The 26257-nt window shown below is 71.7% G+C and carries 21 protein-coding genes; 9 read left to right on the forward strand and 12 right to left on the reverse strand.

Annotated features, from left to right (window positions below; translation table 11 throughout):
- Window positions 1-60 precede the first annotated feature (60 nt).
- Complete coding sequence (locus DMA15_RS08905) at window positions 61-858, reverse strand: serine protease (RefSeq protein ID WP_125512222.1); 798 nt, start codon at window positions 856-858, stop codon at window positions 61-63.
- 248 nt (window positions 859-1106) lie between these two features.
- On the opposite strand from DMA15_RS08905, the gene DMA15_RS08910 reads away from it, so the two are divergent.
- Entirely contained in the window at window positions 1107-2000 is an 894-nt protein-coding gene (locus DMA15_RS08910; protein WP_125512224.1) for a hypothetical protein, read from the forward strand.
- 33 nt (window positions 2001-2033) lie between these two features.
- On the opposite strand, the gene DMA15_RS08915 is transcribed toward DMA15_RS08910, so the two are convergent.
- The 3 genes from DMA15_RS08915 to DMA15_RS08925 form a co-directional block, all read right to left on the reverse strand.
- A complete protein-coding gene (locus tag DMA15_RS08915; RefSeq protein ID WP_125512226.1) occupies window positions 2034-2894 on the reverse strand; it encodes a pentapeptide repeat-containing protein in 861 nt (286 codons plus the stop codon).
- A 108-nt stretch (window positions 2895-3002) separates the two neighbouring features.
- Window positions 3003-4541, reverse strand: coding sequence for a DEAD/DEAH box helicase (locus tag DMA15_RS08920; RefSeq protein ID WP_125512228.1), 1539 nt, complete (start codon window positions 4539-4541; stop codon window positions 3003-3005).
- Between the two features lie 146 nt (window positions 4542-4687).
- A complete protein-coding gene (locus DMA15_RS08925; RefSeq protein WP_055556530.1) occupies window positions 4688-4891 on the reverse strand; it encodes a cold-shock protein in 204 nt (67 codons plus the stop codon).
- 313 nt (window positions 4892-5204) lie between these two features.
- Between DMA15_RS08925 and DMA15_RS08930 the strand changes: the two genes are divergently transcribed.
- On the forward strand, window positions 5205-6149 hold the full coding sequence (locus DMA15_RS08930) for a tyrosine-protein phosphatase (RefSeq protein ID WP_125512230.1): 945 nt from the start codon (window positions 5205-5207) through the stop codon (window positions 6147-6149).
- 29 nt (window positions 6150-6178) lie between these two features.
- Here the strand turns inward: DMA15_RS08930 and DMA15_RS08935 are convergent, their stop codons facing one another.
- From DMA15_RS08935 to DMA15_RS08970, 8 genes are all read right to left on the reverse strand, one after another.
- Window positions 6179-7282, reverse strand: coding sequence for a hypothetical protein (locus tag DMA15_RS08935; protein WP_125512231.1), 1104 nt, complete (start codon window positions 7280-7282; stop codon window positions 6179-6181).
- 22 nt (window positions 7283-7304) lie between these two features.
- Window positions 7305-7532 carry a hypothetical protein gene (locus tag DMA15_RS08940; RefSeq protein ID WP_125512233.1) on the reverse strand — a complete coding sequence of 76 codons (228 nt, stop codon included), beginning with the start codon at window positions 7530-7532 and terminating at the stop codon, window positions 7305-7307.
- A 94-nt stretch (window positions 7533-7626) separates the two neighbouring features.
- Window positions 7627-8463 carry a carbohydrate ABC transporter permease gene (locus tag DMA15_RS08945; protein ID WP_125512234.1) on the reverse strand — a complete coding sequence of 279 codons (837 nt, stop codon included), beginning with the start codon at window positions 8461-8463 and terminating at the stop codon, window positions 7627-7629.
- Window positions 8460-9470, reverse strand: a complete 1011-nt coding sequence (locus tag DMA15_RS08950; protein WP_240659720.1) for a sugar ABC transporter permease — start codon at window positions 9468-9470, stop codon at window positions 8460-8462. Before DMA15_RS08950 ends, DMA15_RS08945 begins: the two co-directional genes overlap by 4 nt.
- A gap of 35 nt (window positions 9471-9505) precedes the next feature.
- The gene (locus DMA15_RS08955; protein WP_240659721.1) at window positions 9506-10771 is read right to left on the reverse strand and encodes a sugar ABC transporter substrate-binding protein; all 1266 of its coding nucleotides are present in this window, start codon (window positions 10769-10771) and stop codon (window positions 9506-9508) included.
- A gap of 282 nt (window positions 10772-11053) precedes the next feature.
- Entirely contained in the window at window positions 11054-12514 is a 1461-nt protein-coding gene (locus DMA15_RS08960) for a glutamate synthase subunit beta (protein ID WP_125512238.1), read from the reverse strand.
- Window positions 12507-17075, reverse strand: a complete 4569-nt coding sequence (gene gltB, locus DMA15_RS08965) for a glutamate synthase large subunit (RefSeq protein WP_125512239.1) — start codon at window positions 17073-17075, stop codon at window positions 12507-12509. Before gltB ends, DMA15_RS08960 begins: the two co-directional genes overlap by 8 nt.
- A 307-nt stretch (window positions 17076-17382) precedes the next feature.
- On the reverse strand, window positions 17383-18114 hold the full coding sequence (locus tag DMA15_RS08970; protein WP_125512241.1) for a VIT1/CCC1 transporter family protein: 732 nt from the start codon (window positions 18112-18114) through the stop codon (window positions 17383-17385).
- Window positions 18115-18371: 257 nt separating this feature from the next.
- Here DMA15_RS08970 and DMA15_RS08975 point away from each other — a divergent pair, with 257 nt between their 5' ends.
- The 7 genes from DMA15_RS08975 (at window position 18372) to DMA15_RS09005 (ending at window position 26248) form a co-directional block, all read left to right on the forward strand.
- Entirely contained in the window at window positions 18372-19379 is a 1008-nt protein-coding gene (locus DMA15_RS08975; protein WP_125512243.1) for an ADP-ribosylglycohydrolase family protein, read from the forward strand.
- 134 nt (window positions 19380-19513) lie between these two features.
- Window positions 19514-20776, forward strand: a complete 1263-nt coding sequence (locus tag DMA15_RS08980; RefSeq protein WP_125517486.1) for an ADP-ribosylglycohydrolase family protein — start codon at window positions 19514-19516, stop codon at window positions 20774-20776.
- Window positions 20751-21923: an ADP-ribosylglycohydrolase family protein gene (locus DMA15_RS08985; RefSeq protein WP_125517483.1), complete on the forward strand. Its 1173-nt coding sequence runs from the start codon at window positions 20751-20753 to the stop codon at window positions 21921-21923. Before DMA15_RS08980 ends, DMA15_RS08985 begins: the two co-directional genes overlap by 26 nt.
- On the forward strand, window positions 21920-23251 hold the full coding sequence (locus DMA15_RS08990; protein WP_125512245.1) for an ADP-ribosylglycohydrolase family protein: 1332 nt from the start codon (window positions 21920-21922) through the stop codon (window positions 23249-23251). The genes DMA15_RS08985 and DMA15_RS08990 overlap by 4 nt, the downstream gene beginning before the upstream one ends.
- Window positions 23248-24180, forward strand: coding sequence for a ribokinase (gene rbsK / locus DMA15_RS08995; protein ID WP_125512246.1), 933 nt, complete (start codon window positions 23248-23250; stop codon window positions 24178-24180). Before DMA15_RS08990 ends, rbsK begins: the two co-directional genes overlap by 4 nt.
- Window positions 24177-25379, forward strand: a complete 1203-nt coding sequence (locus tag DMA15_RS09000; protein WP_125512248.1) for a CoA transferase — start codon at window positions 24177-24179, stop codon at window positions 25377-25379. The genes rbsK and DMA15_RS09000 overlap by 4 nt, the downstream gene beginning before the upstream one ends.
- Complete coding sequence (locus tag DMA15_RS09005) at window positions 25376-26248, forward strand: CoA ester lyase (protein ID WP_240659722.1); 873 nt, start codon at window positions 25376-25378, stop codon at window positions 26246-26248. The genes DMA15_RS09000 and DMA15_RS09005 overlap by 4 nt, the downstream gene beginning before the upstream one ends.
- The last annotated feature ends 9 nt before the right edge of the window (window positions 26249-26257 follow it).

Here is a 26257-nt window from a genome sequence, read left to right on the forward strand (position 1 = left end):
ACACGCCGAAGCGGGGCACCCACGAGGGCACCCCGCCACAGCGGACCAAGCGTCAGGACGTCACAGCCCCGCCGCCGCCTTCTCGATGTCCGCGGCGAATGTCGACACCTCGGTGTAGACACCGGGGAACTGCGGCCGCGCACAGCCGTTGCCCCAGCTCACGATGCCGACCTGGATGTACGCACCGGCGTCGTCCTTGCGGAACATGGGCCCGCCCGAGTCGCCCTGGCAGGTGTCGACGCCGCCCTCGGCGAGCCGGCCGGCGCATATCTCCTCGGCGGGCGTCAGCTCGTTGCCGTACGCGGCCTTGCACTGGGCGTCGCTGACGAACGGGACGGTCGCCTTCAGGAGGTAGCGCTGCTGCGCGCCGCCTTCCCTGGCGGCGCCCCAGCCGGCGACGGTGAAGTCGCCGTTGTTGTACCGGGTGTCCTTGGCGATCTTCAGCGTGGGCAGGTCGATCGGCTTCGCCAGCTTGATGAGCGCCCAGTCCTTGCCCTTGCCGTTGTAGCCGGGGGCCTGGAGGACCTTGGTGGACTTGACCTTGATCGCGGAGGAGCTCCTCAGGTCCACGACGCCGGCGGTGGCGGTGATGCTCGTGTTGTTGCCGGAGCCGTCCACGCAGTGGGCGGCGGTCAGCACGATGTCCTTGGCGTACAGAGAGCCGCCGCAGCCCATCGACAGACGGACCATGAACGGGAACTCACCCTGCTTGGCGGGGGTACCCCCGACGACGCGCTCGCCCGGCTGGGGGCCGGGGTCGGGAGCGGCGGCCGCGGCCACCGGCTGAAGGCTGAGAGCGGCGAGCGCGATCGCACCGAGGGTGGCGGCTCTCTTGGCTCCACGCAGCTTGGTCTTCAATTGTCTTCCCTTCGTGGGGGGTTACTGAGGAAGCGCGCGCGAAGGACCCCTGCCGACCACACCGGTAGGACACCCGGCTGGCATGAGCCCGACAAAGCGTTGCTGCGGATTATGGAGATCGGCGTCCGCTCAGGACAAGGGGCGGTTTCCGGCCACGGCGTCCGCCACGGGCCGTTCCCGGCACGGCAGCCCCCGTACAGTGGAGGTGATTCACGGTGTACCGATGGCTGACATCAGGAGGTACGGGCGTGACGGTCGGCGGCGGTCCTGTGGTGCACGGCTACCCCCATCTGGAGACCGTGCGCGCCGCTCTCACCGCGCTCTACAAACGCCTTTCGTACGACACCGTCCACACCTTCGACACCAGCGTCGCCCCCGCGGACGTGGCCTTCGGCGACCAGGACGACCTCTATCCGGGCGTGCAGCGGGTGGCCCGCGAAATGGTGCGCCACCTGCGGCTGCCCGACGCGCGCGTGATCGTCAGCTTCCGCGAGATGGAGCATGCCGCGTACGTCGAACTGGCGGCGGGGCCCGAGTACTTCATCGAGCTGAACGACCGCTTCCGCACCCATCGGCGGGACATCGGCGCGGCGCTCGCCCACGAGGTGATGCACGTGTATCTGCACCGGCTCGACCTCTCCTTCCCCGGCACCCGCGACAACGAGATCCTCACCGACACCGCCGCCGCCTACCTGGGCGCGGGCTGGCTGCTCCTGGACGCCTACCGCGAGGACGGCGCCTCCTCCCAGAAGCTCGGCTACCTCACGCCGGAGGAGTTCGGTTACGTACTGGCCAAGCGGGCGCTGGCCTTCGGCGAGGCCCCGGAGACGTGGTTCACCAGCGCGCAGGCGTACACGGCGTACACGAAGGGGCTGGCCCAGGCGCGCCGCGACGCGCAGCAGCCGCCGCTGACGGCGGCCGGCTGGGTGGGCAAGCGGCGGTACGCGAAGGACCGGCGGTACGCCCTCGACCACGGCGGCGCGGTCGCGGCGGGCGGCCCCTACTCCTTCTCCCTCGACGGCGGCACGCTGCGGGTCACCTTCCCCTGCCCCACCTGCCACCAGCGGATCCGCGTCCCGGCGCGGGGGCGCGTACGGGCGCGGTGCACGCTGTGCCGGACGGTCCTGGAGTGCGACGCCTAGCGCTTGACGGCCGGCGGCCGGCGGGGGCGCGCTTCACCGGTCCTGGGCGGTCGTCCAGTGTCCGGGGCGGGCGAGAGAGCCGGACAGCTTCGTGCGCTCGTCTCCCCTGGCCGCGTTCACCTGCGACTGCGTGAGGAAGAGCGCGCCGGTGAGGTCGGCGCCGCGCAGGTCCGCGTCGCGCAGGTCCGCGCCGATGAGATCGGCCGTGCGCAGGTCGGCGTCGCGCAGGTCGGCTGCGATGAGGTAGGCGCCGCGGAGGTTGGCGCCCTTGAGGTCGGCGCCCTTGAGCCGGGCGCCGAAGAGGTCCGCTCCCCGGCGGTCCTTCTTCTTGCCGCCGCTGCCCTTGCGCACGAGTTCGCTGGTGCGCAGGAGGAGGGTGTTGACGTCCTGGCGGTGGGCGGCGACGTCGGTCTCGACGACGGTCTCGGGGGCGCCCCGCGTCAGCTCCTCGGTCCTGGCCAGGGCCTTTCTGAGGTCGGAGCGGATCGGCTTCGTCTGCGGAAGCGTGAGCGCCTCGGTCAGGTACCAGAGCAGTTCGTGGAGTTGCCGCATGATCGGGAAGACCTCGAACATCTGCTTGGCGGTGGCCGGATCCTTGCGCCAGTCGCGCCCGCCGAAGGTGTTCTGGGAGACGTGCTGGCCCGCGCCGAAGCAGTCGTAGACGGTGCAGCCCCGGAAGCCCTTGTCCCGTAGGTCGCGGTGGATACCGCAGCGGGAGTCCGCCCGGAGGTTGGCGCAGGGCTTGCCGGCGTCCTTGTCCACGGCGAAGTCGGAGGACGCGGAGAAGGCGAGGGCCACGCAACAGAGCCCGAAGCAGCTGCCGCAGTCGGCGCGGAGGCCGGCGGGGGCGCCTTCGAGCGGTATCAACGCGAGGGTCTCGCGCTCCGGGGCCATAGGGGGCGCTCCTTACTTCCAACTTTCAACGCGGGGTGACGGGTGGGTGGGTGGGGAAGCCCCCGCCGCGAAGCGGCGAAGACCCCCCACGGCGGGAAAGCCGAAGGACTACGCAGCCCGGCGACGACGCCCCTGGGGCGCCCCGCCCCGGGACCGCCGAGGCCGCCGCGAGGCCCCAGCGGGCTGCTGCGGCGCAGGCGTGTCGATGACGACCGGCACCCCGGACGGCTCCCGCGCCCCGGTGATCCGCACCAACTCCTCGTCCGAGGAGGAGACCCGCACCGCCCGGGGCTGGATCTCCGCGTCGGACATCAGCCGCGTCATGTCCCGCTTCTCCTCGGGAAGCACGAGCGTGACGACGCTGCCGGACTCCCCCGCCCGCGCGGTACGCCCGCCGCGGTGGAGGTAGTCCTTGTGGTCGGCGGGCGGGTCGATGTTCACGACCAGGTCGAGGTCGTCGACGTGGATGCCGCGCGCCGCGACGTTCGTGGCGACCAGCGCGGTGACCTGGCCGGTCTTGAACTGGTCGAGCGTGCGGTTGCGCTGCGGCTGGGAGCGGCCGCCGTGCAGGCCGGAGGCGCGTACGCCGTTGGCGAGGAGCCGCTTGGTGAAGCGGTCCACCGCGCGCTTGGTGTCCAGGAACATGATCACGCGGCCCTCGCGGGCGGCGATCCGCATGGCGACGGCCTTCTTGTCCGTCTCGTCGGCGACGTAGAGCACGTGGTGCTCCATCGTCGTCACCGCGCCCGCGGACGGGTCGACGGAGTGCACGACGGGGTCGCTGAGGAACATCCGGACCAGCCGGTCGATGTTCTTGTCGAGCGTCGCGGAGAACAGCATGGTCTGGCCGCCCCGCTCGACCTGCTTGAGCAGCGCGGTGACCTGCGGCATGAAGCCCATGTCGGCCATCTGGTCGGCCTCGTCGAGGACGGTCGTACGCACCCGCGAGAGGTCGCAGTCGCCGCGCTCGATCAGGTCCTTGAGACGGCCGGGGGTGGCCACCAGGATCTCGGCGCCGCGGCGGAGCGTGCCCGACTGCTTGGTGATCGACATGCCGCCGACGACCGTGGCCATGCGGAGGTTGACTGAGGTGGCGTACGGCGTCAGGGCGTCCGTCACCTGCTGGGCCAGCTCGCGCGTGGGGACCAGGACCATGGCGAGCGGCGACTTCGACTCGGCGCGCTGCCCGGCGGTGCGGGCGAGGAGCGCGAGGCCGAAGGCGAGCGTCTTGCCGGAGCCGGTGCGGCCGCGCCCGAGGATGTCGCGCCCGGCGAGGGAGTTGGGAAGGGTGGCGGCCTGGATCGGGAAGGGGGCGGTGACGCCCTGGGCGGCCAGCGTCTTCAGGAGGGCCTCGGGCATGTCCAGGTCGCCGAAGGCCTCGACGGCGGGCAGCGCCGGGGTGAGGCTCTCGGGCAGCGCGAACTCCCCGCCCTGCGCCGGCTTCGGCTTACGGCTTCCGGGCTTCTTCGCGGAGTGCGCGGAGCCCTTCGCCGGGCCCCTGCCCGCGCCGTTCGCCTGGCCCCGGCCCGCGCCGTTCGCCTGGCCCCTCGCCGAGCCGTTCGCCTGGCCGCTGCTCGGCCTGCCCTTACCGGCTGCGTTGGCGGGCCGCTTGCGGGCGGGACGTGCGGGGCGGTCGGAGTTGTTCATGCAGTAATGCCTTCCTGGTCGCTGGACTTTCCGGGACCTCTGAGCCTTCGGTGCGGCTCTGGGCCCCTAGGGCCCGATGACAGCGCAAGCCGAGGCCCGCACCTTCCGGTGCGGGCCTCGGCTGTGAGGTTCGCGCGCTGCGACGATCAGGCAGGAACGATGTTCTCGGCCTGCAGGCCCTTCTGGCCCTGGGTCACCTCGAAGGAGACCTTCTGGCCCTCGACGAGCTCACGGAAGCCGGAGGACGCGATGTTCGAGTAGTGGGCGAAGACGTCGGGGCCGCCGCCGTCCTGCTCGATGAAGCCGAAGCCCTTTTCCGAGTTGAACCACTTAACGGTGCCGGTTGCCATGTCAATCTCCTCAACAGGGGCAGAGTATGGAGAGCCACGGAATTGTGATTCTCCAGCGCTGCATTGACCCCATACCGGAGAGAACCGGAAAAACAATTAATGCGCCCTCGGAGCACTCCCGTCAGGCGCACACAAAGTTCATGGGTACCAAAACTGCAACACATAAAGCCTAACACGATCGCGCGCCCCCTTGTTCCCGCCCCCTCTCGGCCCCTCCCGACCCCTCCCGGCCTTGGCCCTTCCACTCTCAAGGTCACCTCGCTACCTTCTGCCAAACAATCGCTTGGTTGGGTCCCGATGTGTGGGAGGACCGATGCGCGTCCCTCGTACCCGTACCGCCACCGGACTGGCGGCCTTCGCGCTCGCCCTGGGCACCCTGCCCGCCTGGGCGGCCCCCTCCGAAGCCGCCGCGTCCCCCGCGCCCCCCGCGTACGCCACGTACGCCACGTACGCCGCTCACCCGCTGGACACCGTCCGTCACCTCCCGCTCCAGGGCGCGGTCAACGTACGCGACGTCGGCGGATACCGGACCTACGACGGCGAGCGGGTCCGGCACGGCCGGGCCTACCGCGCCGACGCCCTCGGCAAGCTCACCGACGCCGACCTCGGCACCCTCTCCCGGCTCGGTCTGACGAAGGTCATCGACTTCCGCGTGCCCGCCGAGGTGGCGTACGACGGCCCCGACCGGCTGCCCGCCGGGCTCGCCCCCACCTCCAGGCCGATCACCGACAACGGCCTGTTCACCCAGCTCGTCAGCGCGATCGGCTCCCGGGACCCGGTCAAGCAGGAGGAGATGCTGGGCGGCGGCAGGGCGGCCGCCTTCATGCGGGAGGTGTACCGCACCTTCGTCACCGACGACGCCAATCGCGCGGGGTTCGCCGCGACCCTGCGCGACATCGCGGAGAGCCGCTCCCCGCTGCTCTACCACTGCACCGCGGGCAAGGACCGCACCGGCTGGACGACGTATCTGCTGCTGCGGCTGGTCGGCGTGCCGGACAGGACGGCCGTCGGCGACTACCTGGCCTCCAACACCTACCGCGCCGCCCATGACGCGAGGCTGCGCGAGGCGCTGAGGCAGAGCGGGATGATGCGGAACCCGGACCTGATCATCCCGCTGCAAGAGGTACGGACCGACTACCTCGACGCGGCCCTCGCCGAGGCGACCGAGCGGTACGGCGGCCTCCACGGCTATCTGGCCAAGGGCCTCGGCCTCGACCCGGCCACCATCCTGAAACTGCGCCACCGCATGGTCGGCTGAGCCACCGCTGACCCGCGCCAGCAGGCGGGCTACTCCCCCGCCTGCCGCTGGAACGCCGGGAGTTCGAAGATCCGCGTCTTGGCCTCGTCGTCCATCAGCTCGACCAGCGGCATGACCAGCTCCCACAGGTTCCGCTTGTCGACCTCCAGGGCGAGCGCGTCCAGGTCGGAGGCGGGCAGCGCCCCCGCCGCGCCCGCGACGACCTTGCGGGATCCGTCCGGCAGCGCGCCCACGAGGGGCAGGAACTCCGCCCACAGGCCGGTGGCCACCACCGCCCGCACGACCCCGCCGAGGACCTCCGCACCCCGCAGCGAGGGCAGCGCCGCGACCGCCCTGCGCTCCTCCTCGCTCAGGAGCGCGACCAGCGGCAGCAGGGACTCCCACAGGTCCTGCTCCGCCACCGTGGCGACCAGGGAGTCGAGCCGGTCCTCGGGCTGCGCGGCGGCGAGCGAGGCGATGCGGCCCCGCTGCTCCCCCATCACCATGCCCGCGACGGCCAGCGCCTCGGGCCACAGTCCGGCCTCGGAGGCGGAGCCGATCACGGAGGCGAGGCGGTCGGGGCCCATCAGCTCGATGATCCGGCCGAGCCGTTCCGGTTCCTCGATCGCGAAGCCCGTCCTCAGCACGGCGGCGTCGTCGACCTGCGGCAGGATGCGGCGCAGCGCGGAGTCGGGCAGGTGGCCGACGAAGCGGCCCATCGTGAGGTGGTCGCGGCGCTCGGCGAGTGCCACCGCGATGCGGACGACGAGGTTCTCGTCGAGCCGGCCGACGATCCCCGGGATGCGGCGGGGGTCGAGGTGGCCGCAGGACTCGGCGGTGAAGGAGACGGGCAGCTTCTCGATGATGTCGGCGGCGCGGGCCGGTTCGAGCCGTCCGGCGACGGCGGCGGCGAGGCGCGGGCCGAGCGCCTTCTGCGAGATGGCGGCGGCCACCCCGGCGGGTACGAGCTTGGTCGCGGCCGCGATCCGGTCGAGCATGTCGGGTGCCCGGTCGTGGAGGGCCGCGACGCACTGGGCGCGGAAGCGGCGTACGTCGTCGACGGGCAGTGCCTGGAGGAAGGCGAGCGTGTCGGGCTCGACGTCCAGGAGGCGGGCGGTCTTGAGGGTCTCGGCCCTGGCGCGCAGCTTGTCCATGCTGACTCCTCGCTCGCCTCGGCTATCGGAAGAGGATCCGGCGTACGGGGCCGCGGGCGAGGGCGGGCACGAGTTTCAGTGCCTCCTCGGCGGCTTCGGTCAGTCCGGCGGCCCGGCTCGCGCGCTGCCGCTCCAGGGCGTCGGCCAGCACGGTGAGCCGGTCGGGCGTCAACTGGTCGAAGGATGAGGGTGGTTCGTCGCGCAGCTCGGCGCTCAGCCGCTCCCGCGCTGCCCGTGTCTCGGCGCTCACTCGACCTCCCGGGGTGGGTTCGGGAGGTCGAGAGTGGCGCCGTTTTGACTTTTAGTCAATAGAGGCGGCCGGCAGCCCGTGACCGAGCCCGCCGTCAGCCCTTGACCGCGCCCGCCGCGAGGCCCGAGCCCAGCTTCCGGTGCACGATCACGAAGAAGATCATCACCGGCACCGTGACCAGCGTGGAGCTGGCCATGACCGGACCCCAGGAGGTCGAGTTCTCCCCGAAGAACTGGTAGATCCCGACGGCGGCCGTGTACTTGTCGCTGCCCTTCATGAAGGTGTACGCGAAGACGAACTCGTTCCACGCCGTGATGAAGGCGAAGATCGAGGTGGCGACGAGCCCCGGCGCGACCAGCGGCAGCAGCACCGACCAGAACATGCGCGGCCAGGACGCCCCGTCGATGTACGCGGCCTCCTCGACCTCCTTCGGCACGGTGGCGACGAAGCCGCGCAGCGTCCAGATCGCGAAGGGCAGCGAGAGCGCGATGTAGACGATGCTCAGCCCGAGCAGGGAGTTGAGCATGTCGTAGTCCCGCATCTGGATGAAGAGCGGGATGACCAGCGCCTCCAGCGGCACCATCTGCACGATCAGGATCATGATCAGTACGGAGGTGCGGAAGCGGAACTTGAAGCGGGCCACCGCGATGGCCGCGAAGAGCGAGAGGACCCCGGCCGCGACGATCGTGGCGAGGCCGACGAGCGCCGAGTTCAGCAGATACGTACCGAAGTTGCCCTTCTCGAAGACGAACGTGAAGTGTTCGAGGCTGAGGCCGCTGGGCAGCACGTCCGAGCCGCGGGTGAGCGCCTTCGGGTCGAGCGCGGTGGAGATCATCCAGTAGACGGGGAAGAGGGTGAAGACGAGGAGCGCGGCGACGGCGACCGGTAGGCCGATGCGGCTCGCGAGGGTGGTGCGGTTGCGGGCGGTCACAGTTCCTCCTCCCCCTGCCGGAAGAGCGTACGGATGTAGACGACGGTGATGATCAGCAGCAGCACGGTGAGCAGCACCGCGGCCGCGGCGCCCGCGCCGTAGTCGTTCTTGGCGAACGCCTCGATGTAGGAGTAGACGCCGAGGTTGTAGACGTCCGGGTTGGAGCCGTCGCCGCCCGGCATCAGATAGATCTGGGTGAAGACCTTGAAGTCCCAGATGGTGGAGAGGATGGTCACCACCAGGAAGACGGGCTTGATCGTCGGCACGGTGATGTTCCAGAACCGCTGCCAGGCGTTGGCGCCGTCCAGCTCCCCGGCCTCGTACAGCTCCTTGGGGATCGTCATCAGTCCGGCGAGGACGGTGATGGCGACGAACGGGAAGCCGTGGTGGATGACGTTGAGGGTGGCGATGGCGTAGAACGGGCCGCGCTCGGTGAACCAGTTGGTGGTCTCCGGGTCGATCAGGCCGAGGGAGCCCGCGAGCTGGCTCGCCATGCCGTCCTGCGGCTGGAAGAGCCAGATCCATACGTACGTTCCCGTCACCGCCGGCATGGCCCAGGCGGCGAGGATCGCGATGGAGCAGATCAGCCGCCAGGTCGGCCCGAGGCGGTTGAGGAGCAGCGCCACCAGCGTGCCGAGGGCGACGGTCAGGCCGACGCAGGCGACGGCGAAGAAGACGGTGTTGGGCAGGACGGTCTTCCACAGCAGCTCGCCGGTGAGCAGGTCGCTGTAGTGGTCGAAGCCGGTGAACGTCCCTACGCCGCCGCCGAATTTGACCTCGTAGTCCTGGAGGGAGAGCTTGCCGACCTGGATGAGCGGCCAGAGCAGGAGGCCCGCGAGGACCACGAGGGAGGGGGCGAGCAGGAGCCAGGGGCGGGTGAGAGTGGTCAGTCTCTTGCGGCGGCGGGCGGCCTCGGCGCCGCCGTCGGGCCGCGGGGGGCCGCGGCGGGCGGGGGCCTTCGGTCCGCCGTCGACGAGCGTGTCCTTCACGACACTCGCGTCCTTCACAGTCGCGTCCTTCACAGTGCCGAACCAGTCCTCGTTCAGTTGTCCTTGGCGAAGATCGCGTCCATGTCCTTGGCGGCCTTGTCGGCTGCTTCCTGGACGGACGACTTGCCGGTGAGGATCGACTGGACCATGCGCGGGATGACCTTGGAGGCCTGGATCTCGCCGTACGCCTTGGTCTTGGGGACCGTGGCACCGGCCTCCAGCATCTGCTTGGCGAACGGCTCGACCAGCGGGTCCTTCTTCGCCGCGATCTTCTTCAGCTCGGAGTTCTGGCCGGGGAAGTAGTTCGTCTGCTCGGCCCACTTGGCGGCGAACTCACCGGTGGTGAGCATCTTCACGAACTCCCAGGCGAGGTCCTTCTTGTCCGTGTCGAACGTGGACAGATAGGAGCCGCCGAGGAAGGACTTGCTCATGCCGCCGTTCTGGCCCGGGATGGGGACCGCGCCGAGCTTGCCCTTGAGGGACGGGTTCTTGTCGACGATCGCCTTCGGGGTCCAGTTGCCGCCGATGGCCATCCCGATCTGGCTCTTGTTCCAGGCCTCGCCGACCTCCTTCTCCGTCCAGGTGCTGACCTTGGCCGGGGAGACCTTGTCCTTGGTGGCGAGGTCCGTGTAGAACTCGATGCCCTTGACGGCCTCGGGCGAGTTGATGCCGGACTTCCACTTCCCGCCGGACTCGGTGGCCAGTTCGCCGCCCGCGCCCCACACGAAGGGGGCCGCGAACATCTCCGCGCCACCCGCCACCGGGAAGGCGACCAGGTTCGGCTCCTTCTCCTTGAGCGTCTTCGCGGCCGTCCGCAGCTCCTGCCACGTGGTGGGGGGCTTGATGTCGTGCTTGGCGAAGAGGTCCTTGCGGTAGACGAGCGAGCGGACGCCCGCGTACCAGGGCATGCCGTACTGCTTGCCGTCGAGCGTGCCCGCGTCCTTCAGGCCCTCGACCAGGTCGTCGCCGAGCCCCGACTTCTTCACCTCGTCGGTGACGTCGATGAGCGCGTCCGTCCTGGCGAACTGCGGCACCCAGGTCGTGCCGACCTCCGCCACGTCGGGCACCTGGTCGGGACCGCCCTCGATGGCGGTCGTGAACTTCTTCTGGGCGGTGGCCCACTGCTGGTACTCGACCTTGATCTTGGCGCCGGTCTTCTTCTCGAAGGCCTCCCCGGCCTCCTTGAAGAAGGGCCGCGCGTCGGGGTTGGTGCCCTCCATGATCCATACGGTGAGGGTCTTGCCCTTGCCGTCGGTGGCCTTGCCGCCCTCGTCGCCGTCGTCGCCGCCACACGCCGTGGCGGTCAGTCCGAGACTCATGGCGATAGAAACAGCCGCGGTGACACGTCGCTTCATGCCGGCCCCCTCCAGGTTCCGATTGGTGGGAGCGATTGTGGTCACACAGGGCATAGGCGGTCTAGACCCATTGGGATAAGCGGCCGAACCGTAATGACGGTTGCGAGTGACGCAACATGCGCAGATGCCGTTGCGCACCATGCAACCCAGACGTCACACGACGGCGCCCGCCCTGGTCCGGTCGGGGACAAGGCGGGCGCCGCGTCAGTTCCGTACGCCGTTGTACGGGACGTATGGGGGACGGGGCTACGCCATCAAGGCGCGGTCCGTCGGGCGGATCGGGGCCGGAAGATCACTCGCACCGGTGAGGAAGCGGTCAACACCGCGGGCCGCCGAACGGCCCTCGGCGATCGCCCAGACGATGAGCGACTGGCCGCGGCCGGCGTCACCGGCGACGAAGACACCGGGCACGTTCGTCTGGAAGTCGGCGTCGCGCGCCACGTTGCCGCGCTCGTCGAGGTCCAGGGCGAACTGCTCCACCAGGCCGTTCTCGCGGTCGGTGCCGGTGAAGCCCATCGCGAGGGTGACCAGCTGGGCGGGGATCTTCCGCTCGGTTCCCGGCTTCTGGGTCAGCTTGCCGTCGATGAACTCGACCTCGACCAGGTGCAGGAACTGGACGTTGCCGTCCTCGTCGCCCTCGAAGTGCGTGGTCGAGACGGAGTAGACGCGCTCGCCGCCCTCCTCGTGCGCGGAGGTGACCTTGTAGAGCATGGGGAAGGTCGGCCACGGCTGGTGCGGCGCGCGGTCCTCGCCCGGCTTCGGCATGATCTCCAGCTGCGTCACGGAGGCCGCGCCCTGGCGGTGGGCGGTGCCCACGCAGTCCGCGCCCGTGTCGCCGCCGCCGATGACGACGACGTGCTTGCCCTCGGCGGTGATGGGGGGCGCCACGAAGTCGCCCTCCTGCACCTTGTTGGCGAGCGGCAGGTACTCCATGGCGAAGTGGATGCCGTTCAGGTCGCGGCCCGGGACGGGCAGGTCGCGGGAGATGGTGGCACCGGCGGCGATGACCACGGCGTCGTACCGCTTGCGCAGCTTCATCGCGTCGATGTCCCGGCCGATCTCCACGCCGGTGCGGAACTTGGTGCCCTCCGCGCGCATCTGCTCGATACGGCGGTTGATGTGCCGCTTCTCCATCTTGAACTCGGGGATGCCGTAGCGCAGCAGGCCGCCGATGCGGTCGGCGCGCTCGTAGACGGCGACCGTGTGACCGGCGCGGGTCAGCTGCTGGGCGGCGGCGAGGCCCGCGGGGCCCGAGCCGATGACCGCGACCGTCTTGCCGGAGAGGCGCTCCGGGGCCTGGGGCGCCACGTCGCCGCGGTCCCACGCCTGGTCGATGATGGAGACCTCGACGTTCTTGATGGTGACGGCGGGCTGGTTGATGCCGAGCACGCACGCCGACTCGCACGGGGCCGGGCAGAGACGGCCCGTGAACTCCGGGAAATTGTTCGTGGCGTGCAGGCGCTCCTGCGCGGCCGACCAGTCCTCGCGGTAGGCGAAGTCGTTCCACTCGGGGATGAGGTTCCCGAGCGGACAGCCGTTGTGGCAGAAGGGGATGCCGCAGTCCATGCAGCGCGAGGCCTGCTTGGAGATGATCGGCAGCAGGGACCCGGGAACGTAGACCTCGTTCCAGTCCCGCACCCGCTCGCCCACCGGGCGGGTCTTGGCGACCTCACGGCCGTGGTTCAAAAAGCCCTTGGGATCAGCCATTGGTCGCCGCCTCCATCATCTTCTCGGTGATCTCGGCCTCGGAGAGACCGGCTCGCTCGGCGGCGTCCTTGGCGGCGAGCACTGCCTTGTACGTGCTGGGGATGATCCTGCTGAAGCGCTCCACGGAGGCGTCCCACTCGGCGAGCAGCTTCTCGGCGACGGTCGAGCCCGTCTCCTCCTGGTGGCGGCGCACCACGTCGTGCAGCCACTGCTTGTCGGTGTCGTCGAGCGGCTCGACGGCCGCGAGGTTCCCGGCGTTGACGTTGTCGCGGTCCAGGTCGATGACGTACGCGATGCCGCCGGACATGCCGGCCGCGAAGTTGCGTCCCGTCTCGCCGAGGACCACCGCGTGGCCACCGGTCATGTACTCGCAGCCGTGGTCGCCCACGCCCTCGGAGACCACGGTCGCCCCGGAGTTGCGGACGCAGAAGCGCTCGCCGGTGCGGCCCCGCAGGAACAGCTCGCCGCCGGTCGCGCCGTACGCGATGGTGTTGCCGGCGATCGTCGAGTACTCGGCGAGGTGGTCGGCGCCGCGGTCCGGGCGGACGATGATGCGGCCGCCGGAGAGGCCCTTGCCGACGTAGTCGTTGGCGTCGCCCTCCAGGCGCAGGGTGACACCGCGCGGCACGAACGCGCCGAAGGACTGGCCCGCCGAGCCGGTGAAGGTGATGTCGATGGTGTCGTCGGGCAGACCCGCGCCGCCGAACTTCTTCGTCACCTCGTGGCCGAGCATGGTGCCGACCGTGCGGTTGATGTTGCGGATGGCGACCTGGGCGCGCACGGGCTGCGCGTCGGTGGCGCTGGAGGCGGCGAGCGCGTCGGCGGAGAGCTTGATCAGCTCGTTGTCGAGCGCCTTCTCCAGGCCGTGGTCCTGGACCGTGATCTGGTGCCGGACGGCGCCCACGGGCAGCGACGGCACGTGGAAGAGCGGCTCCAGGTCCAGGCCCTGCGCCTTCCAGTGCTTGACGGCCTTCTCGGTGTCGAGGAGTTCGGCGTGGCCGACGGCCTCCTCGATGGAGCGGAAGCCCAGCTCGGCGAGGATCTCACGGACCTCTTCGGCGATGAACTCGAAGAAGTTCACGATGTACTCGGCCTTGCCGGAGAAGCGCTCGCGCAGCGCGGGGTTCTGCGTGGCGATGCCGACGGGGCAGGTGTCCAGGTGGCAGACGCGCATCATGACGCAGCCCGAGACGACGAGCGGCGCGGTCGCGAAACCGAACTCCTCGGCGCCGAGCAGCGCGGCGATGATCACGTCGCGGCCGGTCTTCAGCTGGCCGTCGGTCTGTACGACGATGCGGTCCCGCAGGCCGTTGAGGAGCAGGGTCTGCTGGGTCTCGGCGAGGCCCAGCTCCCAGGGGCCGCCCGCGTGCTTGAGCGAGGTCAGCGGCGAGGCGCCCGTACCGCCGTCGTGGCCGGAGATGAGGACGACGTCCGCGTGGGCCTTGGAGACGCCCGCGGCGACCGTGCCGACGCCGACCTCGGAGACCAGCTTCACGTGGATGCGGGCCTGCGGGTTGGCGTTCTTCAGGTCGTGGATGAGCTGGGCGAGGTCTTCGATGGAGTAGATGTCGTGGTGCGGCGGCGGCGAGATGAGGCCGACGCCGGGCGTCGAGTGCCGCGTCTTGGCGACCCACGGGTAGACCTTGTGGCCCGGCAGCTGGCCGCCCTCGCCGGGCTTGGCGCCCTGCGCCATCTTGATCTGGATGTCGTCGGCGTTGACGAGGTACTCGCTGGTCACACCGAAGCGGCCGGAGGCGACCTGCTTGATGGAGGAGCGGCGCGCCGGGTCGTAGAGGCGGTCGGGGTCCTCGCCGCCCTCACCGGTGTTGGACTTGCCGCCCAGCTGGTTCATGGCGATGGCGAGGGTCTCGTGCGCCTCGCGGGAGATCGAGCCGTACGACATGGCGCCGGTGGAGAACCGCTTGACGATCTCGGAGGCGGGCTCGACCTCGTCGAGGGAGATCGAGGGGCGGCCGGACTTGAAGCCGAAGAGGCCGCGCAGCGTCATCAGGCGCTCGGACTGCTCGTTCACGCGGCCCGTGTACTGCTTGAAGATGTCGTAGCGGCGGCTGCGCGTGGAGTGCTGGAGGCGGAAGACCGTCTCGGGGTCGAACAGGTGCGGCTCGCCCTCGCGGCGCCACTGGTACTCGCCCCCTATGTCCAGGGCGCGGTGCGCCGAGGGGATGCCGGAGGCCGGGTAGGCCTTGGCGTGCCGGGCGGCGACCTCCTGGGCGATGACGTCGAGACCGGCGCCGCCGATCTTCGTCGTCGTGCCGCTGAAGTACCGCTCCACGAAGGCCTGGTCGAGGCCGATGGCCTCGAAGACCTGGGCGCCGCGGTAGGAGGCGACGGTGGAGATGCCCATCTTGGACATGACCTTCAGGACGCCCTTGCCGAGCGCGTAGATCAGGTTCCGGATGGCCTGCTCGGGCTCGATGCCGGGCAGGAACGTCCCCGCGCGGACGAGGTCCTCGACGGACTCCATCGCGAGGTACGGGTTGACGGCCGCGGCGCCGTAGCCGATGAGGAGGGCCACGTGGTGGACCTCGCGGACGTCGCCCGCCTCGACGAGCAGGCCCACCTGGGTGCGCTGCTTGGTGCGGATGAGGTGGTGGTGGACGGCCGAGGTGAGCAGCAGCGAGGGGATCGGCGCGTGCTCGGCGTCCGAGTGCCGGTCGGAGAGCACGATCAGGCGGGCGCCCGCCTCGATGGCGGCGTCGGCCTCGGCGCAGATCTCGTCGATGCGGGCGGCCAGCGCGTCGCCGCCACCGCCGACGCGGTAGAGGCCGGAGAGCGTCACGGCCTTCATGCCGGGCATGTCGCCGTCGGCGTTGATGTGGATGAGCTTGGCCAGCTCGTCGTTGTCGATCACCGGGAAGGGCAGGGTGACGCTTCGACAGGAGGCGGCGGTCGGCTCCAGGAGGTTGCCCTGCGGGCCGAGGGAGGAGTGCAGGGAGGTGACCAGCTCTTCGCGGATGGCGTCCAGCGGCGGGTTGGTGACCTGCGCGAACAGCTGCGTGAAGTAGTCGAAGATGAGGCGCGGGCGCTCGGAGAGTGCCGCGATCGGGGTGTCCGTGCCCATGGAGCCGAGCGGCTCGCCGCCGGTCTTGGCCATCGGCGCGAGGATGATCCGCAGCTCTTCCTCGGTGTAGCCGAAGGTCTGCTGGCGGCGCGTGACGGAGGCGTGCGTGTGCACGATGTGCTCGCGCTCGGGCAGGTCGGACAGCTCGATCTCGCCGGTCTCCAGCCACTCCTGGTACGGCTTCTCGGCGGCGAGGGCGGCCTTGATCTCGTCGTCCTCGACGATGCGGTGCTCGGCGGTGTCGACGAGGAACATCCGGCCGGGCTGGAGGCGGCCCTTGCGGACGACCTTCGCGGGGTCGATGTCGAGGACGCCGACCTCGGAGCCGAGGACGACGAGGCCGTCGTCGGTGACCCAGTAGCGGCCGGGGCGCAGGCCGTTGCGGTCGAGGACCGCGCCGACCTGGGTGCCGTCGGTGAAGGTGACGCAGGCCGGGCCGTCCCAGGGCTCCATCTGCGTGGAGTGGTACTGGTAGAAGGCACGCCGGGCCGGGTCCATGGAGGCGTGGTTCTCCCAGGCCTCCGGGATCATCATCAGCACGGAGTGCGGCAGCGAGCGGCCGCCGAGGTGCAGGAGTTCCAGGACCTCGTCGAAGGAGGCGGAGTCGGAGGCGTCCGGCGTGCAGATCGGGAAGATCCGGTCCAGCTTCTCGGCGCCGAAGAGGTCCGAGGCGAGCTGCGACTCACGGGCGCGCATCCAGTTGCGGTTGCCCTTGACGGTGTTGATCTCGCCGTTGTGCGCGACGAAGCGGTAGGGGTGTGCGAGCGGCCAGCTCGGGAACGTGTTCGTGGAGAAGCGGGAGTGGACGAGCGCGATCGCCGTGGCGAAGCGGCGGTCGGACAGGTCGGGGAAGAACGGCTCCAGCTGGCCGGTGGTGAGCATGCCCTTGTAGACGATGGTGCGGGCGGAGAGCGAGGGGAAGTACGTCCCGGCCTCGCGCTCGGCGCGCTTGCGCAGCAGGAACGCCTTGCGGTCCAGCTCCAGGCCGGTGCTCTCGCCGTCGGCGACGAAGACCTGGCGGAAGACCGGCATGGTCGCGCGGGCGGTGGCGCCGAGGAGTTCGGGGGCGACGGGCACATCGCGCCAGCCGAGGACGGTCAGCCCCTCTTCGGAGGCGATCGTCTCGATCTGTGAGACGGCGGCGTCGGTGGTGCCCGCGGTGTCGACGGGCAGGAAGGCGATGCCGACGGCGTAGGCGCCGGCCGCGGGAAGCTCGAATCCGGCCACCTCGCGCAGGAACGCGTCGGGCACCTGGAGGAGGATGCCGGCGCCGTCACCCGAGTCGGGCTCGGAGCCGGTGGCGCCGCGGTGTTCGAGGTTGCGCAGTACCGTCAGCGCCTGTTCGACCAGGTCATGGCTGGCAACACCGGTCAGGGTGGCCACGAACCCGACACCGCAGGCGTCGTGTTCGTTACGGGGGTCGTACATCCCCTGGGGGGCGGGGCGACCGTCCATGGGCGACCAGGCGTGGGTACGCATCGGCACTCCCGTCGTCGTCGTGGCATATGCAAGAGGCGAGGGACGACGTTGGCCCTGGCGAAATTTCGTGCAGGTTACATGATGGAACGCTTCTCGAAAAGCGGATAGCTCATTCCAACATGTGGACACCGCTCAAGAAGGTGGGAGCGGTTCGAAGGGGACCTTTGCGGACAGATCCATGACCGAGGGCCCTGTGCGCCACAGGCCTCATTGCCCGCAGCGCTTACGGCTCATGCCCGGTGATCACGTATTCGAAACCGCCGAGTAACGGCTACTTATGCAAGACCCCGCATAGCTCTGCACCGCCTCATCCTACGGCCGTACCGAACAGACTGCCCAGGGCGTACGTCACACCCGCGGCCGCCCCGCCGAGCGCCAGCTGGCGCAGTCCGCTGAACCACCACGACCGCGCGGTCACCTTGGCGACCACCGCGCCGCAGGCGAAGAGCCCGATGAGCGCGAGCAGCAGGGCGGGCCACAGCGCGGTGGCACCGAGCAGATACGGCAGTACGGGGAGCAGGGCGCCCAGCGCGAACGCGCCGAACGAGGACACGGCCGCGACGGCCGGCGACGGCAGGCCGCCCGGGTCGATGCCCAGCTCCTCGCGGGCGTGGATCTCCAGGGCCTGCTCGGGATCCTTGGAGAGCTGCCGGGCGACCTCGCGGGCGAGCCCCGGCTCGACGCCCCGCGACTCGTACAGCGCGGCCAGCTCCCGCTCCTCGTCCTTGGGGTGCTTGCGCAACTCCCGGCGCTCGATGTCCAGTTCGGCCTGGACCAGCTCGCGCTGCGAGGCGACGGAGGTGTACTCGCCGGCCGCCATGGAGAAGGCGCCCGCGGCGAGCCCCGCGAGGCCGGTGATGACGAGGGTCTGCTGCGAGACCGAGCCGCCCGCGACACCCGTCATCAGCGCCAGATTGGAGACGAGTCCGTCCATGGCGCCGAAGACGGCGGGGCGCAGCCAGCCGCCGTTGACGTCACGGTGGGTGTGGTTGTCGCGGTGCGCCTCGTGCAGCGTCGCTTCGGTCTCGATGATCGCCATGGTGTGGACCCCCTCAATGTTTGGACGACGTCGAAAGTACGCCCGAAAAAAATCTTCCGCCAGCAAGGAAGGCCGTACTTACCTGCGAAAACGCGCCTTGGCGGGGGCACCGCGGAGGTGGGTCCGGAGGCCCTGGCCCATGGCGATCCCAGGCGCGAAGGAGTGATCTGAGCCGTCGGACGCTCGTGTGAGCACCCGGCGTGGCAGGGATGCATCAAGCACCGCATCCAGCGGTCCGCGCAACAGGGAGGCACGGCATGGCGTCCACCGCATGCGTTCCCTCGGTACCGGCGCCCGGCGACGCCGCCGACCTCCGCGAACGGGCGCGCGGCGCGCTGCTCGGCCTCGCGGTCGGCGACGCGCTCGGCGCACCCGCGGAGAACATGAAACCGTCCGAGATCCGGGCCCGTTGGGGCCGCATCACCGGATACGTCACCGAGAACCCGGCGGGCACGGACGACACCGAGTACGCGATCTTCTCGGGGCTGCTGCTCGCCCGGCACGGCTCCGCGCTCACCGTCGCGCACGTCGAGGCCGCCTGGCACCAGTGGATCGCCGACCTGGACGAGGGGCCGTTTTGCGGCGCCGGCTTCAGCGAGCGCGGCACGCTGGAGAACCTGCGCCGCGGCCTCGCCGCGCCCATCTCGGCCCAGCACCGGCACGCCTGGAGCGACGGCCTCGCGATGCGGGCCGCTCCCTTCGGCGTCTTCGCCGCGGGGCGCCCCGCGGAGGCGGCCAGGCTGATCGCCGTCGACGGCTCGGTCAGCCATGACGGGGAGGGCATCTACGGCGGGCAGGCGGTCGCGGCGGGGGTGGCGGCGGCGATGGCGGGCGCGCGGGTGGACGCCGTCGTGACGGCGGCCCTCTCCGTCATCCCGGACGACTCCTGGACGTCACGCTCGCTGCGGCGGGCGGTCACGGTCGCCCACCGGGGCGAGCGCGCGGTCCGCTCCGCGGTGGTGATCGGGGGTTACCCCTGGACCGACCTCGCGCCGGAGGCGGTGGGGCTCGCCTTCGGGGCGTACGCGGCGGCGCGCGGCGACTTTCGCTGCGCGGTGCTTTCCGCGGTGAACATGGGGCGGGACGCCGATACGACGGCGGCGGTCGCGGGGGCGCTCGCCGGGGCGACGTGCGGGGCCTCCTCCATCCCCGAGCCGTGGGCCCTGGCGATCGGGCCCGCGCGGGGGAGCTGTCTGCCGTCCATGCGGGGGCATCACGTCCTGGACGTGGCGGAGCTTCTCCTTCCTGTGGGGGAGCCCTCGTGAACCCCGACAACCCCGCCGCTTCGCGGCGGATCCCTCCCACCCACCCACCCGTTCACCCCGCGCCATCCAGCGAACCGAAAGACCAGCCGACGCCCGCCCGCACCGCTGTTCCCACCGCACCCGCCGCACCCGCTGTGGGCCGCGCCGCTCCCGCCGTGGGCCGTGCCGCTTCCGCTGTGGGCAGGCGTTCCGCAGGGCGGAACGGGTGGGCACAGCCCCCGGCGCCGGGTGCCGACCAAGCGGGCCCCCGCATCGAAGGCCTGCTCCTAGGGCTGTCCGCAGGCGACGCCGCCGGCTGGCCCGCGGCTCGGCACCGGGCCGCCCGCATGCCCGAGTGGACCCGCCGCCTCACCCGCGAACTGGACACCTTCGCCGAGCAGAACGCCACCACCACCCTCCCCGTCCCCATCGCCCTGAACCAGCCCCCCGAGCCCCTGCGCCTCGGCCCCTCCGACGACGCCGAATGGGCCGCCTTCACCGCCGAGTCCCTGCTCCGCGCGGCGGACGGCACCCTGGACCCCGGTCTGCCCCCGGACCGCAGGGTCCGCGCCGCCCTGGACCTCGCCTGGTCCACCCTCGCCGCCGAGGTCGCCGCCGCCGCGGCCCGCGCCCCCGAGGTGGAGTCCGCCGTACTCCCCCTGCGCGCCCGCATCTCCGTACGCGCGGGCCTCGGCAACCTCGCCGCGGGCCTGCGCCCGCCCGCCACCGGCCACGACAACCCGCACTTCTTCGACGACGCCGCCTGCGTACGCGCCTGCGTGCTCGCCCTCGTCCACCCCGGCGACCCCGAACGGGCCGCCGCCCTCGCGGAGTTCGACGCCCGCTACACCCAGGACGGCGACGGCACGCACGGCGCCCGCGCGATGGCCGCGGCGATCGCGGCGGCCCTCGGCGGCGCCGACGTCGAGCAGGCGGTGGACGCCGCGCTCGCCCAGCTCCCCGAGCACACCGAGATCGGCCGCAACGCCCGGCACGCGGTGAAGCTCGCCCACGACGCCGAGTGCGCCTTCGACCTCGTACCACTCCTTGAACATCAGATCGTCGACCACGTGTACAGCTACGGCATCGCCGCCGCCGAGACCGTTCCGGTGGCCCTCGCCCTGGCCACCGCCGCGCGCGGCCGCATCCGCGAGGCCGTGCCCGCCGCCGCCTGTCTCTCCCGCGTCGCGGACTCGGCGCCCGCCCTCGCCGGAGCGCTGACCGGCGTCCTCGGCACTGCGGCCGCGATCCCCGAGGCCTGGCGCGCGACCTGCCGGACCCTCTCCGGCTGCACGCTCCCCCGCCTCGCCGGCACCGACCTGGTGGAACTCGCCGGGCACCTGGCACACACAGAACTGGCCGCCCCAGGTGGACAATTCCGGCATGAAGCCCATGCAGCCCACGAAGCCCACAGGTAGCGCGATCGGTCTGGCCGACCGCATCACCGGCAGCCTCGTCGGCGCGGCCGTCGGCGACGCCCTCGGCGGTCCCGTCGAGGGGTACGCGCCCGAGCAGATCGCAGAGCGGCACGGCGGCCGCGTCCGGGGCATCGTCGGCCCCTGGAACGGCGACCAGTGGCGCACCGCCCGCCCCATCGCGCCGTACCACAAGGGCGACGGCCACGTCACCGACGACACCTTGCTGACGCACGCGCTCGTCCGGGTCTACGGCACCGTCCGCGACCACCTCGACGCGTACGCCGTCGTCGGCCATCTCGTGCCGGACCTGATGACGACACCGCGCTGGATCCCGGAGCTGGAGGCCGAGGCGATCCCCCTGCACCGGCTCTTCCTCGCCGAGAAGTGGCTCGTCGCCCGCCTCCACTACGGCCATGTCGACCCGCGCGAGGCGGGCGTCGGCAACATCGTCAACTGCGGCGCCGCGATGTACATGGCACCGGTCGGCCTGGTCAACGCCGCGCACCCGCAGGCCGCGTACGCCGAGGCCCTGGACATCGCGGGCGCCCACCAGTCCTCGTACGGCCGCGAGGCGGCGGGCGTCTTCGCGGCGGCCGTGGCGGCGGCCTGCACGCCCGGCGCGACGGCGAACTCGGTCGTCGAGGCGTGCCTGGCGCTGGCCAAGGACGGCACGCGCGCGGCGATCGAGGCGGTGGCCGAAGTGGCCGCGCGCCACCGGGACTTCGAGACGGCCCTGGCCCCCCTGCGCGCCGCCGTCGCCCCCTTCGACACGGTCGGCCCCGACTACCGCTTCCCGTCCCTCGGCGCCCGCCGCCCCTCCCGCCTGCACTCCATCGAGGAGCTGCCCGTGGCCCTCGGCATGCTCCTGGTCGGCGAGGCCGACTACCGCCGCACGGTCCTCGGCTCGGTCAACTACGGCCGTGACTGCGACTCGATCGCGACGATGAGCGGCGCGATCGTGGGCGCGCTGCGCGGGGAGGCCGCGATCCCCGACGAGTGGGCCAAGCGGGTCGCCGAGGCCAGCCGCCTGGACCTGCACGCCCCGGCGGCGGTCCTCACGGAGGTCGCCGAGGAGGTCTTCGCCCGGGACACCGCCCGCCGTCGCGCCCACGAGTCGGCCTTCGCCGCCCTGACGGCCGCCCCGTGATCCGCCTGACCTGGGTCCAGCCGGAGGACCTGATCGGTCATGAGTTCGCCCAGGCGGAGCTGGAGGGGCGTGACGTGTCGTCGGTACGTTCCCGCTGGCTCGCGGCAGGCGGCCACCTGGCCCCCGACCGCGCGGGCGCCTCCCCTGCCCCGGCGCCGCCTCACCTCCGCGCCCTGGCGGAACAGCTCCTGGACGAACTGGCCCTCCCCTCGCCGGGGGAAGTGCCGCGGGGCGTCGCCCCCCGGGACAGTGCACCAGCGAGGACCCCGGACGACCTCCTCCCCCGCCTCCACGCCGCCTGGCTGGGCCGGGCCGCGGGCTGCCTCCTCGGCAAGCCCGTGGAGAAGCTCCCCCTCGCCGGCATCCGAAGCCTCGCCAAGGCGACGGGGAACTGGCCCCTGCACACCTGGTTCACGGAGAAGGGCGTCCCGCCCGCGCTCAAGGCGGCCTACCCCTGGAACAAGCGCTCCGCGCACACCTGCCTCGCCGAGAACATCGACGGCATGCCCGAGGACGACGACCTCAACTACCCCCTCCTGAACCTCCTCCTGCTCCAGCGCCACGGAAAGTCCTTCACCACCACGGACGTGGCCAGGCTCTGGCTGGACGAGCTGCCCGCGGGCCGCACCTTCACCGCCGAGCGCGTCGCGTACCGCAACCTCCTCCAGGGCATCGAACCCCCGCACACCGCCACGCACCGCAACCCCTTCCGCGAGTGGATCGGCGCCCTGATCCGCGCCGACATCCACGGCTGGACCAACCCCGGCGCCCCCGGGGCCGCCGCCGAACAGGCCTGCCGGGACGCGGCGCTGACCCATACGGCGGACGGCGTCCACGGCGCCATGTTCGCGGCGGCCACGATCGCCGAGGCGGCGGCCGGGGGCACGGACATCCACCACTGCCTGCGCACCGGACTCGCCGCCATCCCGCCGGACACCCCACTGGCCCGAGCCATCCGGCACGGCATCCGACTCGCGGCAGAAACAAGGGGCTTCGACGAGGTCGTGGACCGTCTGCACGCCGCCCACGCCACCCACCACTGGGTCCACGTCGTCCCCAACGCCGCCCTCCTCGCCGCCGCCCTCACCCACGCCGACGGCGACTTCACGGGCTCCCTCACCCGAGCCGTCTCCGGCGGCTGGGACACCGACTCGAACGGCGCGACCGCCGGTTCGATCGCGGGCCTGCTCGCGGGCCACCCGGACGTGCTCCCCGCACGCTGGACTGCCCCGCTCAAGAACCGGCTGGCCACGTCCGTGGGCGACTTCGACGGCATCGGCTTCGACACCCTCGCTGAACTCACCGCCCGGGAGGCACACCGCTCATGACACCGAAGCCCCACATCGCCGTACTCGGCAGCGCCAACATGGACCTCGTCGCGTACGTCGCCAGGGCCCCGCGGCGCGGTGAGACCGTGACGGGCCACGAGTTCCGTACGATCCCCGGCGGCAAGGGCGCCAACCAGGCCGTCGCGGCGGCCCGCGCGGGCGCCACCGTCTCGATGATCGGCGCGGTCGGCACCGACGCGTTCGGCGCGCGGCTGCGCTCCACGCTCGAACACTCCGGCGTCGACACGGATCTGCTGCGGACCGTCGAGACGCCGACCGGCACCGCGCACATCGTCGTCGACGACGAGGGCGGCAACTCGATCGTCGTCGTCCCCGGCGCCAACGGCACCGTCAAGGGCCTCACCCCCGGCGACGAGGCCCTGATCAGCTCCGCCAACGCCCTGCTGCTCCAGCTGGAGATCCCGGCCAAGGGGGCACTCGCCGCCGCCCGGGCCGCCCGCCGCCACGGCGTCCGCACGGTCCTCACCCCCGCCCCCGCCCAGCACCTGTCCGACGAACTCCTCGCCGCCACCGACCTGTTGCTGCCCAACGAACACGAGGCCGCCACCCTCACCGGCATCACGGACGACCCACGGGCCGCCGCCCGCTCGCTCCTCTCCCAGGTCCCCGAGGTCATCATCACCCTCGGCTCACGGGGCAGCCTGTACGCGGCACGCGGCGCCGAACCGGTCACGGTCCCCGCCCCCCGGGTCACCGCGGTCGACACGACCGGCGCGGGCGACACCTTCGCGGGGACCCTCGCCGTCGCGCTCGCCGAGGGCAGATCCGTGCCGTCCGCCCTCACCTGGGCGTCGTCCGCGGCCGCGCTCTCCGTGCAGCGTCCGGGGGCATCGGCCTCCATGCCGTACCGCAAAGAGATCGACACCCAGGCCGCCGACGCCGGCACGACGGACGGCGCCCGCTCATGACCCCGCCGCCCACGCCCCCGCCCCTCGCCGGCCTGCGCGTCCTCGACCTGGCCACCCTCTTCGCCGGTCCCCTCGCCGCCACGATGCTCGGCGACTTCGGCGCGGAGGTCGTCAAGGTCGAGCACCCCACTCGCCCCGACCCCTCCCGCGGCCACGGCCCGTCGAAGGACGGCGTCGGCCTGTGGTGGAAGCTGCTCGGCCGCAACAAGCGCACGATGACGCTGGACCTGTCCACACCCGGCGGCCGCGACACGCTCCTGCGCCTCGCCGCCACCGCCGACGTGATCGTGGAGAACTTCCGCCCCGGCACCCTGGAGAAGTGGGACCTCGGCTGGGAGGAGCTGAGCGAGGCCAACCCCCGTCTGGTCCTTGCCCGCGTCACGGGCTTCGGCCAGTTCGGCCCCTATGCCCGCCGCCCCGGCTTCGGCACGCTCGCCGAGGCGATGAGCGGCTTCGCGGCGATCACCGGCGACCCCGACGGGCCCCCGACCCTGCCCCCCTTCGGCCTCGCCGACTCGATCGCGGGCCTCGCCACGGCGTACGCGGTGATGACGGCCCTGACGGCACGTGAGCGCACCGGACGCGGGCAGGTGGTGGACATGGCGATCATCGAGCCGATCCTCACCGTCCTCGGACCCCAGCCGCTCTGGTACGACCAGCTCGGCCACGTTCAGCCCCGCACCGGCAACCGCTCCACGAACAACGCGCCCCGCAACACCTACCGCACCGCCGACGGCCGCTGGGTCGCGGTCTCCACCTCCGCCCAGTCGATCGCGGAGCGCCTGATGCGCCTGGTCGGCCGCCCGGAGCTGATCGCCGAGCCGTGGTTCGCCTCGGGCGCCGACCGGGCCCGGCACGCCGACGTCCTCGACGAGGCGGTCGGCGGCTGGATCGCCCGCCACACCCGCGCGGAGGTGATCGACGCCTTCGAGAAGGCACAGGCGGCGGTCGCCCCCATCCAGGACGTACGTGACGTCATGACGGACCCTCAGTACGAGGCCCTGTCCACGCTCACCACCGTCGACGACCCGGAACTGGGCCCGCTGCGCATGCAGAACGTTCTCTTCCGCCTCTCCGACACCCCCGGCGCGATCCACTGGGCCGGGCGCCCGCACGGCGCGGACACGGACGCGGTCCTGACCGAACTCGGCCTCACCGAACGGGAGATCACCCTCCTCCGCAAGGAAGGCGCCCTGTGACCACTTCCCTCCCCCTCCCCGTGCCCCTCCCCCCGCCTCTCCCCCTGACCTGGCTCTACGTTCCCGGCGACCGGCCCGATGTGGTGGCCAAGGCCCTGCACGCGGGCGCCGACGCGGTCATCGTCGACCTGGAGGACGCGGTCGCCCCCGACCGCAAGGAGTACGCGCGCTCGGCGACGGCGGAACTCCTCTCCGACCCGCAGCCGCCGCCCGTCCCCGTCCACGTCCGCGTCAACGCCCTGGAGAGCCCCCTGGCCGACGCCGACCTCCGCGCGATCGCCCCGCTCCCCGGCGTGGCGGGGCTGCGCCTGCCCAAGGTCGCCTCCCGCGCCGACGTCATCCGCGTCGCGGAGCGCGCGGCCCCTGCCGACGGCGGCTCCCCCACCCTGCACGCCCTCGTCGAATCAGCGCTCGGCCTCGAACACGCCTTCGCCATCGCCACCGCGCACCCGGCGCTGCGCGGCCTCTCCCTCGGCGAGGCGGACCTCCGCGCGGACCTCGGCGTACGGGAGGACGCGGGGCTGGACTGGGCGCGCTCCCGCGTGGTGGTGGCGGCGCGGGCGGCGGGGCTCGCCCCGCCCGGCCAGTCGGTGTACCCGGACACCCGCGACCTCGACGGCCTGGCGGCGTCCTGCGCGCGGGGCCGCGCCCTCGGTTTCCTCGGCCGCGGCGCGATCCACCCCCGCCAGCTCCCGGTGATCGAACAGGCTTACCTCCCCACCGCCGAGGAGATCGAACGGGCGGAGGAGATCACCAAGGCGGCGGCGACGGACGAGGGCGCCCTCGCGCTGCCGGACGGCCGCTTCGTGGACAGGGCGGTGGTGGAGGGCGCGCAGCGGATCCTGACGCTCGCGCAACGCTTGCGGTAGCGCGGGCGC

The sequence above is a fragment of the Streptomyces sp. WAC 01529 genome, from assembly GCF_003945545.1.
Classification (GTDB): Bacteria; Actinomycetota; Actinomycetes; order Streptomycetales; family Streptomycetaceae; genus Streptomyces; species Streptomyces anatolicus.

Excerpts from the sequence above, each read along its gene's own strand:
- DMA15_RS08925 (WP_055556530.1), bottom strand. The coding sequence starts at position 4,891 with ATGGCAACCGGCACCGTTAAGTGGTTCAACTCGGAAAAGGGCTTCGGC.
- DMA15_RS08915 (WP_125512226.1), bottom strand. The coding sequence starts at position 2,894 with ATGGCCCCGGAGCGCGAGACCCTCGCGTTGATACCGCTCGAAGGCGCC.
- DMA15_RS08985 (WP_125517483.1), top strand. The coding sequence starts at position 20,751 with ATGCAGCCCACGAAGCCCACAGGTAGCGCGATCGGTCTGGCCGACCGC.
- DMA15_RS08975 (WP_125512243.1), top strand. The coding sequence starts at position 18,372 with ATGGCGTCCACCGCATGCGTTCCCTCGGTACCGGCGCCCGGCGACGCC.
- rbsK (WP_125512246.1), top strand. The coding sequence starts at position 23,248 with ATGACACCGAAGCCCCACATCGCCGTACTCGGCAGCGCCAACATGGAC.
- DMA15_RS08970 (WP_125512241.1), bottom strand. The coding sequence starts at position 18,114 with ATGGCGATCATCGAGACCGAAGCGACGCTGCACGAGGCGCACCGCGAC.
- DMA15_RS08920 (WP_125512228.1), bottom strand. The coding sequence starts at position 4,541 with ATGAACAACTCCGACCGCCCCGCACGTCCCGCCCGCAAGCGGCCCGCC.
- DMA15_RS09000 (WP_125512248.1), top strand. The coding sequence starts at position 24,177 with ATGACCCCGCCGCCCACGCCCCCGCCCCTCGCCGGCCTGCGCGTCCTC.
- DMA15_RS08935 (WP_125512231.1), bottom strand. The coding sequence starts at position 7,282 with ATGGACAAGCTGCGCGCCAGGGCCGAGACCCTCAAGACCGCCCGCCTC.
- DMA15_RS08930 (WP_125512230.1), top strand. The coding sequence starts at position 5,205 with ATGCGCGTCCCTCGTACCCGTACCGCCACCGGACTGGCGGCCTTCGCG.
- gltB (WP_125512239.1), bottom strand. The coding sequence starts at position 17,075 with ATGCGTACCCACGCCTGGTCGCCCATGGACGGTCGCCCCGCCCCCCAG.
- DMA15_RS08960 (WP_125512238.1), bottom strand. The coding sequence starts at position 12,514 with ATGGCTGATCCCAAGGGCTTTTTGAACCACGGCCGTGAGGTCGCCAAG.
- DMA15_RS08955 (WP_240659721.1), bottom strand. The coding sequence starts at position 10,771 with ATGAGTCTCGGACTGACCGCCACGGCGTGTGGCGGCGACGACGGCGAC.